The sequence below is a fragment of the Parendozoicomonas sp. 209JJ7-1 genome (genome assembly GCF_058147085.1).
The window spans coordinates 16,065-28,848 of the sequence record NZ_JBYVJU010000014.1; the positions used below are offsets into that span (position 1 = coordinate 16,065).

At 50.7% G+C, this 12,784-nt stretch carries 13 protein-coding genes and 1 other RNA gene; 6 read left to right on the forward strand and 8 right to left on the reverse strand.

The window, feature by feature from the left end:
- Window positions 1-8: 8 nt before the first annotated feature.
- Together ssrA and smpB are read right to left on the reverse strand one after the other, a co-directional pair.
- Window positions 9-375, reverse strand: a transfer-messenger RNA (tmRNA) gene (gene ssrA / locus ACY2RQ_RS14265).
- Between the two features lie 168 nt (window positions 376-543).
- The gene (gene smpB, locus ACY2RQ_RS14270) at window positions 544-1,020 is read right to left on the reverse strand and encodes an SsrA-binding protein SmpB (protein WP_490113656.1); all 477 of its coding nucleotides are present in this window, start codon (window positions 1,018-1,020) and stop codon (window positions 544-546) included.
- A 354-nt stretch (window positions 1,021-1,374) separates the two neighbouring features.
- On the opposite strand from smpB, the gene ACY2RQ_RS14275 reads away from it, so the two are divergent.
- From ACY2RQ_RS14275 to ACY2RQ_RS14285, 3 genes are read left to right on the forward strand one after another with little or no spacing between them, the layout of a single operon-like run.
- Window positions 1,375-2,736 (forward strand): sodium-dependent transporter, encoded by a 1,362-nt coding sequence (locus ACY2RQ_RS14275; protein WP_490113657.1) that lies wholly within the window; start codon window positions 1,375-1,377, stop codon window positions 2,734-2,736.
- Between the two features lie 52 nt (window positions 2,737-2,788).
- Window positions 2,789-3,235 carry a type II toxin-antitoxin system RatA family toxin gene (locus tag ACY2RQ_RS14280; protein ID WP_490113658.1) on the forward strand — a complete coding sequence of 149 codons (447 nt, stop codon included), beginning with the start codon at window positions 2,789-2,791 and terminating at the stop codon, window positions 3,233-3,235.
- A 7-nt stretch (window positions 3,236-3,242) separates the two neighbouring features.
- Window positions 3,243-3,575 (forward strand): RnfH family protein, encoded by a 333-nt coding sequence (locus tag ACY2RQ_RS14285; RefSeq protein WP_490113659.1) that lies wholly within the window; start codon window positions 3,243-3,245, stop codon window positions 3,573-3,575.
- 88 nt (window positions 3,576-3,663) lie between these two features.
- On the opposite strand, the gene ACY2RQ_RS14290 is transcribed toward ACY2RQ_RS14285, so the two are convergent.
- Entirely contained in the window at window positions 3,664-4,113 is a 450-nt protein-coding gene (locus tag ACY2RQ_RS14290; RefSeq protein ID WP_490113660.1) for an outer membrane protein assembly factor BamE, read from the reverse strand.
- 85 nt (window positions 4,114-4,198) lie between these two features.
- Here ACY2RQ_RS14290 and fur point away from each other — a divergent pair, with 85 nt between their 5' ends.
- Together fur and ACY2RQ_RS14300 are read left to right on the forward strand one after the other, a co-directional pair.
- Window positions 4,199-4,603, forward strand: coding sequence for a ferric iron uptake transcriptional regulator (gene fur / locus ACY2RQ_RS14295; protein ID WP_490113661.1), 405 nt, complete (start codon window positions 4,199-4,201; stop codon window positions 4,601-4,603).
- Between the two features lie 216 nt (window positions 4,604-4,819).
- Window positions 4,820-4,990, forward strand: a complete 171-nt coding sequence (locus tag ACY2RQ_RS14300; protein WP_490113662.1) for a hypothetical protein — start codon at window positions 4,820-4,822, stop codon at window positions 4,988-4,990.
- Window positions 4,991-5,544: 554 nt separating this feature from the next.
- On the opposite strand, the gene ACY2RQ_RS14305 is transcribed toward ACY2RQ_RS14300, so the two are convergent.
- Together ACY2RQ_RS14305 and recN are read right to left on the reverse strand one after the other, a co-directional pair.
- Window positions 5,545-6,687, reverse strand: coding sequence for a hypothetical protein (locus ACY2RQ_RS14305; protein WP_490113663.1), 1,143 nt, complete (start codon window positions 6,685-6,687; stop codon window positions 5,545-5,547).
- 72 nt (window positions 6,688-6,759) lie between these two features.
- Window positions 6,760-8,445 (reverse strand): DNA repair protein RecN, encoded by a 1,686-nt coding sequence (gene recN / locus ACY2RQ_RS14310; protein ID WP_490113664.1) that lies wholly within the window; start codon window positions 8,443-8,445, stop codon window positions 6,760-6,762.
- A 179-nt stretch (window positions 8,446-8,624) separates the two neighbouring features.
- Between recN and grpE the strand changes: the two genes are divergently transcribed.
- Window positions 8,625-9,233 carry a nucleotide exchange factor GrpE gene (grpE, locus tag ACY2RQ_RS14315; protein WP_490113665.1) on the forward strand — a complete coding sequence of 203 codons (609 nt, stop codon included), beginning with the start codon at window positions 8,625-8,627 and terminating at the stop codon, window positions 9,231-9,233.
- A 102-nt stretch (window positions 9,234-9,335) separates the two neighbouring features.
- Here grpE and ACY2RQ_RS14320 read toward each other — a convergent pair whose 3' ends face one another.
- The 3 genes from ACY2RQ_RS14320 to ACY2RQ_RS14330 form a co-directional block, all read right to left on the reverse strand.
- Entirely contained in the window at window positions 9,336-10,892 is a 1,557-nt protein-coding gene (locus ACY2RQ_RS14320; RefSeq protein ID WP_490113666.1) for a death domain-containing protein, read from the reverse strand.
- A 61-nt stretch (window positions 10,893-10,953) separates the two neighbouring features.
- On the reverse strand, window positions 10,954-12,093 hold the full coding sequence (locus ACY2RQ_RS14325; protein ID WP_490113667.1) for a hypothetical protein: 1,140 nt from the start codon (window positions 12,091-12,093) through the stop codon (window positions 10,954-10,956).
- A gap of 3 nt (window positions 12,094-12,096) precedes the next feature.
- Complete coding sequence (locus ACY2RQ_RS14330; RefSeq protein ID WP_490113668.1) at window positions 12,097-12,612, reverse strand: tetratricopeptide repeat protein; 516 nt, start codon at window positions 12,610-12,612, stop codon at window positions 12,097-12,099.
- Between the last annotated feature and the right edge of the window lie 172 nt (window positions 12,613-12,784).

A 12,784-nucleotide genomic window follows, 5' to 3' on the forward strand; every position in this document is an offset into this window, starting at 1 on the left:
TTGAGGTTTGGTGGAGGCGGGGGGATTTGAACCCCCGTCCGCCGGCACTCTGCCCTTGGCTCTACATGCTTAGAACTGCCTTTGATTTAACTCTGAACGATCCGGCAGGCGGGATTAACAGAGCGATCCTGGAAAGTTTTAGCTGTCCTGCGTCAGGCCCGCAGGAGGCAGCGATTCTGTTTAAAGTTGCGATCAGTACCAGCCAACAGAAAAGCCAGAGTGATCGGGAGCAGACCGGTTTTAAGCGGCCAGGGCTCCTTGGTAGTTGTCGTCGTTGGCAACTAAATAACGTGTAACAATTTTTTTAACGAGAACTGTTACGCACTCGACATGCACCTCGGGTTTCGTCACCGTCGTCGAATCCTAATCGCCCCCGGCAGGCCGAAACCTTAACGCTGACGCTTATTCTAAATGAACAGGACGGGGCCGGGTCAATAGAAAATTTTGCGATAGATACTTAAAAGGCTACGGTATCATGAATTTTCCATGAAAAAAGGAGCCATCTGGCTCCTTATGTATGGTGTGAATGGTTTGGTGGTATCGTTAACCGCGACCAAGAACCCGCTGTTTTTCGATATTCCATTCCCGCTCTTTGGTCGTGGCGCGCTTATCGAACTCTTTCTTACCTTTGGCGAGGCAGACCTGGGCTTTTATCAGGTGCTGCTTCCAGTAGAGTTTCGTACACACGCAGGTTTTGCCGGCCTGTTGGGTTTCTGCGAAGAGTTTGGCCAGCTCCCGCCTGTGCAGCAGCAGTTTGCGGTCACGGCGGGGGTCGGCAATCACGTGGGTGGAAGCCGTCGGCAGCGGAGTGATTTGAGCGCCTATCAGCCAAGCCTCACCGTTTTTCAGGAGAACATAGCTGTCTACCAGCTGGATTTTGCCCTGCCGGAGGCTTTTCACTTCCCATCCGCTGAGGGCAATGCCCGCTTCAAATGTTTCTTCGAGGTGATAGTCGTGACGCGCTTTCCTGTTCACGACGATACTGGAGTCGCCTCCAGGCTTTTTTGATTTCTTAGCCATAATGCTCGGGAATTATACTTGCCTGTTCATCAAATGCCATGTGTCGGGTGTTTAAAGAACCGACTCTACCCCGGATATTTCATAAACATGCTCCCGATCTCGCTTGTTCCCTGCCGCTCTAAGGAGGTTTGACTCAGTTCACCGGGCGCTTCTGCGACAAACACCTTAGAGTAACAAGGCCCGACGTGATCTTCGGGGCAATTTATGAAATATCCGAGCTACGGAAGCGGGTATCGGATTAGTAGTTGTACCTTATAAGTAAACAGATAAAATGGGCCGCAGCGCAATGTTCGGTTGTCCCTGCGCTTTTTCATTGATTTTATTCCAGTTTTTAAGAATTCTTCGAGGATTTTCATGGCCGAACAGCAAGCGGCACCCTCTGCGCAAACATGGACCCATCGCTGGACATTTGTTCTGGCTGCAGCTGGCTCTGCTATAGGGCTGGGGAATATGTGGAAATTTCCCTACATGACAGGTGTGAACGGAGGCGGGGCATTTGTTATCACCTATCTGGTCTGCATAGCGCTTATCGGTGTGCCGATTATGATGGCTGAGGCTGCTCTTGGTCGCCATGGGCGCCATAGCCCGATCAACAGTATGCGGGAACTGGCCCGCTCCGCAGAAGCTTCTTCGGCCTGGGGGCTGGTTGGCTGGCTGGGAGCCTTAAGTGGTTTCCTGATCCTCTCGTTCTACAGCGTGATCGCAGGCTGGAGCATTGCCTACACCATTGATGTGATCTCCGGTTCCTTCCAGGGAATGACAGTTGCTGAGATTGGTGCGAGCTTTGATGCGCTGACGTCAGACCCGGTCAAGATGACCCTCTGGCACGGGGTGTTTATGGCCCTGACTGCTCTGGTTATTGCCCGCGGTATTCATAAAGGGCTGGAAAACAGCGTTCGGGTAATGATGCCGGGCCTGTTTATTCTTCTGCTGGCTCTGCTGGGTTACAGCGCCCTTGAGTCCGGACACTTTATGGAAGGTGTGACCTTCCTGTTTTCTTTCAATCCCGATGATATGACCTGGGAAGCCGTACTTTCGGCCATGGGGCATTCCTTCTTTACACTGAGTCTGGGTATGGGAGCGATTATGGCTTACGGCGCTTACATGCCGAAAAAGGCTTCCATCGCCCGTACGGTTGGTGCTGTAGCGCTGCTGGATACGGCTATTGCCCTGATTGCTGGTCTGGCGATCTTCCCGCTTGTGTTTGCTAACGGTATGGAGCCGGGTGCCGGGCCGGGTCTGTTGTTTGTTTCCCTGACAACGGCTTTTGCCAACCTGCCGGGCGGCCAGTTTTTCGGTGGTCTGTTCTTCCTGCTGGTTGTTCTGGCGGCCCTGAGTTCTTCCATCTCTATGGTGGAGCCTGTTGTGGCCTGGATTGTTGAACGTTTCCCGGTTGGTCGTGTGGCTGCCACGGTGGTTTACTGCCTGCTGGTATGGGCATTTGGCCTGGGTACAGTGCTGTCGTTTAACGAGTGGTCTGATGTCACCCTGTTTGGTATGACGTTCTTTGAAACGGTTGATTACATCACTGCCAATATCACCCTGCCTCTGGGTGGATTGCTGATTGCGGTTTTTTCCGGCTGGATTATGAAACGTTCCCATATTTATAAGGAGCTTAATCTGTCCACTGTCTGGTTTAACCTGTGGCGTGCGCTGTGCCGGGTGATTGCCCCTGCGGCTGTGCTGGTGATTTTTGTTGCCAATCTGATGGGTTAAGAAAGTCCCTGAAAATAACAGGCAAAATGGCAATAGATATAAGGTTTAATGGATGAAGACAATTCAGCGCTCGGCCCTGGTTATGCACTCGGCGCAGAAAATGTATGACCTGGTAAATGATGTAGCGTCATACCCTGGATTTTTGCCCTGGTGTGCGGGCGCTGAAATTTTAATCTCCGAAGAACGTTTGCAGGAAGCCAGGCTGGATATCAAACGTGGTGGCGTGTCTTCCAGCTTTGTAACCAGAAATACCATGGAACCTGGTTTGAAAATAGAAATGTCCCTGAAGGAAGGGCCGTTTACTGCGCTGTCCGGTGTCTGGGAGTTCAAACCTCTGATGGAGGGAGCCTGCAAGGTTTCCCTCGACCTTTCCTTTGAAATGGACAACCGCTTTCTCAAGTCTGCAGTCGGAAAAGTGTTTGAACAGGCGGCTGCTACCATGGTTGAAGCTTTCTGCCATCGGGCAGATGAGATCTACAGCGGGGCCAGTTGTGCCTGAGGTTTTAATGGTACCTACAGAATCAGGGCAGGTCAGGAATATTCCCGTTGAAGTGGCCTATGCCAGGCCGGACAAACAGAAAATTATTGGTTTGTCTGTTCCTGAAGGCACAACGTTACTGGAAGCTGCGGAGCTGTCCGGTATCTGTGAAGTTTTTCCGGAGATTGATCTGACCACAGCCAGGATGGGTATCTTTGGCAAAGCGGTACCCAAACCGGCTGACCAGGCTTTAAAAAGTGGTGAGCGGGTTGAGATTTACCGGGCGCTTATTGCAGATCCGAAAGAGGTTCGTCGCAGGCGGGCAGAGAAGGCGAAGGCCGCAAAGAAATCCGAAGGGTGAAAAGAATCATTAAAAAACCGGACATTGTCGTCCGGTTTTTTGTGTAAAGTGTTTTTGCAGGGCAGAAGTTGCAGTTCCTTGAATTCAGTTATTCAGTCGCTTTTTCTACCTGGTCGCGGGCTTCCAGTGCATCTTTTCCGGCAGCCCTGCGGACTTGATTGTTTACCGTATTTTCATTCCCGCCCGGGCGTACGTCACCTTTAAAGCTGGTCAGAAGGTCGTTAGTGAAAAACAGGCTTAATGTCTGCTGAGTGCGTTTTTTGCCACCTGGCTGGAAGCTGTAAATGTAATCCCAGCGATCAATATTATAGGCGTCGGGAAGAAGGGATTCCCCCATCACGAATTGAACCTGTTCACGGGTCATGCCGGGACGAAGCCGGTTCACCATGTCCTGTGTGATCACGTTGCCTTGTTGTATGTTTATTTTATAGACACCCGGGAAACTTACCAGCTTGAGGCTGTTATCTGAGAACCAGGAACATCCCCCGATTACAGATGCTGACAGAACCAGGGCAAACGTTGCTTTTAGCTTTTGCATCGTCTACCGACTTCCACTATCTTGGACGGAAATGAGATAATGCCCAGCTTATTACATCTTCAGGGGTTAAGAAAGGGAAACTTGAGTGGAAAATCAAGAGCTTCGTAAGGCTGGATTAAAGGTTACACTGCCTCGGGTCAAAATCTTGCAGATACTGGAAAGTGCTTCTGATCGCCACATGAGCGCCGAAGATGTTTATAAGGCTCTTATTGAGGCAGAAGAAGATGTTGGCCTGGCTACCGTTTATCGTGTACTGACCCAGTTTGAAAGTGCCGGGCTGGTTATAAGGCATAATTTTGATGGCGGGCACTCGGTATTTGAGCTGGCCCATGGTGAGCACCATGACCATATGGTGTGCATGGACTCAGGCAGAATTATTGAGTTCCGTAACGAAGATATTGAGCGTCTTCAGCATGCCATTGCGGAAGAACATGGCTTTGAACTGGTTGATCACAACCTTGTGTTGTACGTGCGCCCGAAGGACAGTTAGCCTGAAGGAAATAAGTGACAGGCACAGATTGAGGGCAATTTTGTTGCTGTCATCTGTGCTTGTCAGACCTGTTCAGGCGTGTCCCGCATTGGTCTTTGCTTCTTCAAATCTTACCCGGGACACCCTGCACCGTATACGTAAGGCAGATGGCATGTAGAGCAGCAGTTCTTGCCTGACCCGAAAGTAAGGCATCCCTGGTAGCAGAAACCAAAAAGAATGAATGTTAAAACGCACCAGTCATGGCAGGAGCAGCAGATCGGAGGGGGTAAGGCTCCTAATCCAGAGGTGGGGCTGGAGTTTGAAGAGGAAGGGTTGGCGAGGTTTCTGATAGAAATATGCACCTTCCTTAAGCTGTCTGGAAGAGGGATGGGGTGGCTAAGGATGTAGACAAACGAACCGCCATCTGCATGCATAGAAATCAATGGCAGTTCCTGTTCAAGGAATTCCCCTGTTTCAGTCATATAACTGATGGTTGAAACAAGAGGGAAATCTGGTCCCTGGTCCAGTACAAGATTTATGCTTTCAGCAACCATTTTTAAATTGTTCAGATCAAAGTCTTTCAGACGACCTTCAACGTCCCGGGAGGGTTCTGAAAAAACTTGTACCGATGGTGAAAACTGTTTGATGTGTTTTCCCCCGTTGTAGTACGCAGTGTCTGATCCCACATGCATCCTGGGTTCTTCAGGGGGCGTCTCGGGAAACGGGGGGTAACTGGATATATTGGATGCATTCCCGGGTAAGGTTACTGCACAGAGTACTGCTGCGAAGAAAAGATTTACAACTCTCATGGATTGCACTCCTGAGCTTTAGTGCCAAGGACATAATAGTAGTAGCTGCTTTGAAAGCAGGTGCTTTTATCCAGGAGTGCTTTTATCCAAGAAAGTAATCCATCGCGAACTGTAGCCCGTCACTGCAAGGGGGAGATGCTTCAGCTTGCTGCATCAGTTGTCTGACTGGCTTAATTGTGAATAGTCCTGGTTCCCGATAAATTCCTCAACAATATTCCGAGCTTGTCTGGTTCCCATGGCTACGCTGGCAGCGTGATGGTTGGGCTCGTATTTCAGCTGATTCTCGTCCAGGTCGTTGACTTTGTGCAGAACAAGAAATTGCTGTGTATACAACAGTGCACGGGTGATAAATAAGGGATGCATAAGGGCGGCCATATTCGGGTTTTTAAAGCTGGATCTGGCCTCTATTGTATTGCCGGGCAGGTTGTAATCTTTTTTCCAGATTGTTTGAATTTTTTCTGAGAGTCTTAATGCGGCCTGTTGTTCGCTGGCTGTGGGTTTTTCTCCTTCATTGCTGGCTATCGCCTGCATATACGACACAACTCCGTCAAAGGCCTGACCAAGTGCGACTGCCATTCTGTTTGCGACAGGGCGGAGTTGCTCTGCCTGCTCGGGAGTAAGTACATCATACCCGTGCAGTGAATGAAGGATGCTGCTCCAGAATACCGTAGTGAGATAAACTCGGCGAATAGAGTCCTCTTCTATGTCTTGGGCTTTTACGACAAATGCCTGGTAAAAGTACAGTTTCTTTCCCATGTACTGATCCATTTCAACAAGTCGGTCGACAATGTTTTGTACCAGCACCGGGGTGAGATTAATGGCTAACAGTTTCTTATCGCTGGGCGCGGATTCATTTATCAAATCTCCACCATGGCCAGGGTCAAGAATACTATGGACAGCGCCCATAATTCGCATTTGCAGGTCTTTGACAAGGAGTACCCGTTCAGCCGGTGATGCGCTGGGATAAATATGTTTGGTTTGAAAGTGGGTGTTCAGGTAATGCCATTGCATCAGCAGATGTTTGAACAGAGTGTTATTAATCTGTGGGGAAACCTCTGCACTGTTCAAATAGGCGTCTCTATCCGCCTGTTGATCTGCGTAGGTTTGCAGGTGATCAATAATGCCTTCCCGGTAACTCTGTGGCAGGTTGGGGCTGAGGGTGTTATTCGGATCATAAAATTCACTGCCATAAACATGACAGGACATGACTGCGATGATTGTAAGCAGGCGCAGAGATTTTCGGGGCAGAACTTTAAATAGACTCGTCCAGCCAAATAAAGGAATTAAGTACTTCATAAATTATTCCTCTGCAAATCTCTCGACAGTCTCTTAGACAAAAGGCAGAAAGGTCCGTTGGTAACAAAAGTGTCAGGCGATATCCGCTACGGGGGCTGTACGGGTAATCATTTCCCGGGCATGGGCCAGGGTCTGGTCGGTAATTTCCAGGCCACCGAGCATACGGGCTACTTCCCGGATGCGTTTGTCCCCTTCTAAAGAAGTCAGACTGGTACTGGTGCTGTTTTTTCCCAGTTTCTTGCTGACATAGAGGTGAGTATGCCCCTGGGAAGCAACTTGCGGCTGGTGGGTTACACAGAGAACCTGGCCCTGGTCACCCAGTTCCCGCAGCAATCGGCCAACGATTTCCGCCGTGCCGCCGCCAATGCCTACATCCACTTCATCAAATACCAGTGTTGAAATACCGGAGGTGTGGGCGGTAATGACCTGTATGGCAAGGCTGATACGGGACAGTTCACCGCCGGAAGCTACTTTGTCCATGGGGCGTGGCGGCATGCCAGGGTTGGTGCTGACCAGAAACCGGATATCTTCCATGCCCAGGGGGCGTGGTTTACCGGGAACAGCCGTCAGTTCAACAATAAATTTACCAGCGGGCATGCCCAGGTCGTGAATATGTTTGCTGACCGCTTTGTTCAGTTTGCCCGCGCCTTTGGTGCGTTTGACTGTGAGTGAGGCTGACAGCTTTTGATAGTTGGCTTCCAGCTCAGCAAGTTTGTTATCCAGCTCATCCAGCTTCTCATCGCTGCATTGAAGGCTTTCCAGTTCCTGCTGCAGTTCAGCGTGAAAAACGTGGAGGTTTTCAGCGGGTGTGTGATGTTTACGGGCCAGGGTGTAAGCAGCGGAGAGTCGGCTGGTGATTTCTTCAAGCCGGGCCGGGTCGGCTTCAAAGTTATCCACAAACTGGTTGATTTCCCCGACGGCCTCTTCTACCTGAATCTGGGCGGTAGCCAGAAGGTCTATCGTGTTTCTTATGGCCGGTGTATCCAGGCCCAGGTCGGTCAGTAGCTGCTGGCTGAGGGAGAGGCCGTGGAGCAGATTGCCGTTATCGTTTTCTGAGCAGAGGTTCAGCACCTGCTGGCAGGCCTGCAGGCTGGCTTCAGTGCTGTTCAGCTGCTTCTGTTCCTGCTCCAGACTTTCAATTTCCCCTTCGGAAATACCCAGTTGGTCCAACTCTTCAACCTGATACTGCAGAAGTTGCTGGCGGGCGTCCTGTGCCTGGCCTCGGTTGCGCAGGGTCTCTATCTGTTCCTTCAGATTGCGCCAGTGTTTCCAGCTTTTGGCTATCTGACTGGCGAGCTTGCCACAGCCAGCGTATTCATCCAATAGACGCTGGTGGGTAGCCGACCGCAGCAGGGACTGGTGTTCGTGCTGGGCGTGGATATCAACAAGCAGCTCGCCTAACTGCTTTAACTCATTCAGAGGAGAAGGTGTGCCGTTTATATAGCCCCGGCTGCGGCCCTCTTTGGTGATGGTGCGTCGGAGAATGCAGTCATTATCGGCTTCCAGTTCACGTTCTTCGAGCCATTTTCTGGCTTCCGGCAGTTTGGAAATATCGAATGTGGCTCTGATATCGGCCCGTTCACAGCCGGTACGCACGCAGTCACCATTGGTGCGGGTACCGATGGTGAGTGAGAGGGCGTCGAGCATTATGGATTTACCCGCACCGGTTTCCCCGGTGATTACAGCCATGCCTCTGGGAATTTCCAGATCAAGCTGATCGACGATGGCAAAGTGACGAATCGAGAGATGTGTCAGCATGGAATCGGTTCCGGCCAGAATCCTGTTTATTTATACAGTAATATTCAAGAGCGCCAAGTTCAATGGTCTGTGGTGATTTTCCTGTGAAGAAAATGATTTTCGGCATCCCTTGAATATGGCCGGAGCATCCCCATATTAAGCGGCAATATCGTATATCTGGACTGCTGCGGAGTTGAAGGATGACTGAGGAACAGAACAAGCCTGAAGATCAGGTTGAAGAAACAGTGGTAGCTGAAGACGCTGCGAAAGAGGCTGTTGAGACAGAAGCTGCTGAGATGGAAGGTCTTGAAGGCGAGTTTATTGATGAAAGCAGTTCCCTGGATGCCCTGCAGGACGAGCTGAACCGTGCCCAGCACGATCTGGCGAAAGCCCAGGAACAGGCCCTGCGCGCTGTGGCTGAAGCGCAGAACGTAAAGCGTCGCGCCCAGCAGGATGTGGAAAAGGCCCACAAATTTGGCCTGGATAAATTTGTTGAGTCCCTGCTGCCGGTTGTAGACAGCCTTGAGAATGGTCTGAAAAGCGTGGAAGCCAGTGATGGTGAACACGATGCCATGCGTGAAGGCATGGAACTGACCCTCAAGCTGTTCCTTGATACCCTGGCCAGGTTCCAGGTTGAGCAGCTCAACCCCGTGGGCGAACCCCTGGACCCGAATTTCCACCAGGCCATGACCATGGTTCCCAACCCTGATATGGAACCCAATACGGTAATGGATGTGGTTCAGAAGGGTTACACCCTCCACGGACGGGTGATTCGTCCGGCCATGGTTGTTGTGGCTAAAGCGCCCTGAAGCTCTCCGGAAGCTAAAAAATTGCCCGTTACATCAGAAGGTGTAATGGGCAATTTTTTATCAGGTCTTCAGGATAGGGCAGGCGTGTTAAGCGCTTTACACTTAACGGCAATGATTTTGATAGATCCTTTCAGCTATGTGTACTTCACCGACTGTCATGAGCTTTTCATACAGGTTTTTGAAGGTGATAAGGGGAGAGTTCCAATCGTTATTCGGGTTTGTATTATCTGCCCAGGAGAGCCATTTGGAGAGTATTTCCCATATACACCTATTAGTGTCTCCCCTTTGTTCTTGGGCGATTATACTGAGTGTGGACGGGTTCAAGCCAAGTGCTGAACCAAGCTCTCTCCAGTGTTCAACTCCTTTGCAGCTGGAATAGACCTTACTGAAGTCGTTCAGGCGGAGAGTTTGGCGTGCTGTTCTGCTAAAGCGTCTTGATACAGGCATCACTTGAGAGGTGGAAGGTATCTCTCTGGATACTTCCGAGAGTGGCGTATCGGACAAAGAATATTTCTCCATGCGATGGACAGCCAGGGTAGCCAGCATTTCCCTGGCGTGATCTGAGTCGTCTCGTTGTCTCAGGTCATTCCAGCGGGTTTTTACTTTAGCCTCGATGCTTTTTCTGACATGGCCTTCTGTCAGTAATCCGTTTTCTTCTAACTCTGATGCCAGGTCTTTCCATAAAAAGGCGTAAAGAAGCTCACCCGGACTATAGCCAAGATCTTGCCAGATACGGTGTAACGCCTGGAGGTTATTGGGTCTCGGTGGATTGGTATACAGCTGCTCTCGTATACGTTCACTTTCAGCTTTATCGACTTCTCGTCCCGCAGCCAGGGCAAGAAAACTGATAAGTGAGAGATCAATAGGGTTTCGGACTTTTTTACCCATGATGTCAGTTTCAAAAATACCCTCATGTATTAAGTCGCAGAGTGTTATCAGGTTTTCCTCTGTTGGCGGATCAGCCTTGACGAGGGTGAGAGAAGGGGGGTGGTACTCTGCTGGTAAAGTAAGCATTTCACGTCTCAGGTCCGCCTTAAAATCGAGTTTTTCTAAATAAGGGTGCTTGCTTGCTGTATCGAGAATGGCAGCTATCAGAGTTATTTTTATTTGATTTCTTGCGGCTGTGCTTTTTTCCGTGCTCTGGGCTTCGCAGGCTGCCTGCAGGGCTGCCAGTCGATTTGCCCGGCCATCCTGGCCATCCATAGCGTCAATAAAGATGCGTGGGTATACGCCATGAATTTCCAGATACTTTTGCAGGGGTTGCCAGGGGAAGGCCTCATGCAGGTTTGATTTGAGCCACTCAATAATGGCAGAGGTTTTTCTGTCCAGCTCAGCTTCAGCGAATTGAGCTGCAGCCGCCACTGTATTAACTTCTCTATGACCTATGAGTGTGGTGGTTATCTGAGGAGGCTGTAAATACGACGGCAGGTGAACTCTTCTTTTCTTCTGCTCACTTTTGGGCTCATCCGTTTTCATCTCGTGATCAGAATCCGAACGGAAAAGTTGTTGTGATTGCCCTGCTGTGAATGAAAGGGGAATGGTGTGTCTGTGTGCCATGGCTGGTATCTCCTCTGTCGTGGGGTATATGACAGGTATCCATGGCGGGAAGTGCTGTTGTTTTGTTATTTGGTCAGCGATGCTTGCCTGATTGTTTTCCATAGAAAAGCCGGACTCAGGTCCGGCTTTCGATTGGTAAATACTGCTGCAGAGTGGGACTGTCTTAGATATTGGTAAAGCGCATAGCGGCAACATCATGGCCACTCTGGGCGGAACCAACAATTGACTGCTGGGCCTCCTCCAGTTGGGCAATGACTTTATCCATCTCTTTTTCCTGTTCATTCATAATCATGGCCATTTCATTCAGCCAGCGATTATCCTGAATGCTGCTGTCATCACTCGCCAGAGTCGATTCGTCTGGCACAAGTGTGTCTGTATTATCAGGGTTCATGGCCACGTCCGTCTGGGATGCTGTATCGCCAGCGGGTATCTGGTCGGGGGTATCAGCGACACCACCATTCTCTTCTATCTTTTCCGCTGTTCCGGTGCCTCCTGCAGGAGATGCTGCTGAAGTCTGGGAAGCTTCTTCCATCAGAGTTTGGAAGAAGTCATTGGGGCCACTGGATTGGTCGATGTTGTCCCTTAATGCCATCTGCTGATCCCGGTTAAAGTGACCATCAAGGAACATCTGGTCCACTTTTCCTTTTATGTGATTTTTAGCCGTTTCGGGGCCGAACCTGTAGGTGGAGGTAAAGTAATCCTGGGACAGTGCCTGCATATCTTCATCAAGCTCCGGAGCGGGTACGCCAAGTAACCCCTGCTGCTGCATCTCCGAAACCATGATCTTCTGTTCGCTGTTGGCCTTGTTCTGCATCATTTCCTGGGGGGCGTTAGAAAGCCATATCAGTCCACCGGTAAAGATGGTTGAGAACACCAGTGCCGCGTTGGCGCAGTGGAACTGTTCTTTGGCTGCGGCGTCTTCGCCTTTTATCTGCTCAAGTTCAGCCTTGCGCGCTTCCTGGGCTTCTTTTACCTCAGTTTTTTTGGCTTCAGCTTCCGCGATGGCTGTTTCATTCTGGGTTTCGTTCATTTCTGTCCGCAGGCCGGCAAGCATGGCTTTCAGCTCCTGTGGATCCATTGTGGACAGCTTGTTCATCAGCGCCGGGTCGGGTGAAGGGATTCCCGCCATTGGGCTGCTTTTTCCTGCCGCTGCCTGGCCTTCCGTCTGGCTGATGGTCAGGTTCTCAGTCCCTGCCCTTTGAGGGGCTTGGGATTCTCCAGTGCGTCCGGGTTGCTGAATCGGACCCGTGCCCGGAGAGCTTATCGGGCGATTGCCGCCAATGTTGCCATCTATGCCTGCCATGGGTTAGCCCTCTTTGTTCTCGCTGTTTGCCCCCTTTCCACTCTTCTTGGCGGACTTCTCCAGAATAGCGTGGGCCAGTTTCCATTCCCTGGCGTATTCTTTGCTTCCTTCCGCCAGCTTTTCCGCCCGCTGCATCATGATACGGGCTTCCTTTTTCTTACCGTTTTTCAGCAGGCTTAACGCCAGGTTCAGGGCGGCCTGGGTGTTGTTGTTATCAATAACAAGGGCCTGCTGGAGAGAGGTTTCCGCAGCATCGTAGTTCTTCAGGCGGTATTCACAGGCTCCCAGGGCAGCCATGTAGTCGGAATTGTGGTGATCGTGGGTGAAGAGATAAAGCATGATATTGCGGGCAGCCTCAAAGTTCTGGCTCTCATACTGCTGGTGACCCAGGGCGTAGATAGCGCCAAGCAAGTCTTTATCCATGCCTTTGCATTCGGCAATGGTTTTTCCCTGATAGAGGGTTCCGGCAGTGGCCGGATTAGTTCCGGCGGCTGTCAGCAGGCGTTTAAAAACACCCATGGTGGCTCTCCCTGTGTTTTATACAAACTTCCTGATGGGGATAACGGCCTGTTTTGCCTAAGTCTTAGAGGGAGGTTGTTCGAGGGGGCGAAAGTTATGGATTTCTGGCGTTCCGCCTGATAGCGGCTTCTGGCAGGAGGCAGGCTTCTGTTTTTTCGTCGATCTCTCCCTG

Bases quoted from the DNA above. Each gene is read 5' to 3' on its own strand.
- ACY2RQ_RS14320 (WP_490113666.1), bottom strand. From the start codon at position 10,892: ATGGAAAACAATCAGGCAAGCATCGCTGACCAAATAACAAAACAACAG.
- recN (WP_490113664.1), bottom strand. From the start codon at position 8,445: ATGCTGACACATCTCTCGATTCGTCACTTTGCCATCGTCGATCAGCTT.
- smpB (WP_490113656.1), bottom strand. From the start codon at position 1,020: ATGGCTAAGAAATCAAAAAAGCCTGGAGGCGACTCCAGTATCGTCGTG.
- grpE (WP_490113665.1), top strand. From the start codon at position 8,625: ATGACTGAGGAACAGAACAAGCCTGAAGATCAGGTTGAAGAAACAGTG.
- ACY2RQ_RS14330 (WP_490113668.1), bottom strand. From the start codon at position 12,612: ATGGGTGTTTTTAAACGCCTGCTGACAGCCGCCGGAACTAATCCGGCC.
- ACY2RQ_RS14290 (WP_490113660.1), bottom strand. From the start codon at position 4,113: ATGCAAAAGCTAAAAGCAACGTTTGCCCTGGTTCTGTCAGCATCTGTA.
- ACY2RQ_RS14285 (WP_490113659.1), top strand. From the start codon at position 3,243: ATGGTACCTACAGAATCAGGGCAGGTCAGGAATATTCCCGTTGAAGTG.
- ACY2RQ_RS14325 (WP_490113667.1), bottom strand. From the start codon at position 12,093: ATGGCAGGCATAGATGGCAACATTGGCGGCAATCGCCCGATAAGCTCT.
- ACY2RQ_RS14275 (WP_490113657.1), top strand. From the start codon at position 1,375: ATGGCCGAACAGCAAGCGGCACCCTCTGCGCAAACATGGACCCATCGC.
- ACY2RQ_RS14280 (WP_490113658.1), top strand. From the start codon at position 2,789: ATGAAGACAATTCAGCGCTCGGCCCTGGTTATGCACTCGGCGCAGAAA.
- ACY2RQ_RS14305 (WP_490113663.1), bottom strand. From the start codon at position 6,687: ATGAAGTACTTAATTCCTTTATTTGGCTGGACGAGTCTATTTAAAGTT.
- ACY2RQ_RS14300 (WP_490113662.1), top strand. From the start codon at position 4,820: ATGAATGTTAAAACGCACCAGTCATGGCAGGAGCAGCAGATCGGAGGG.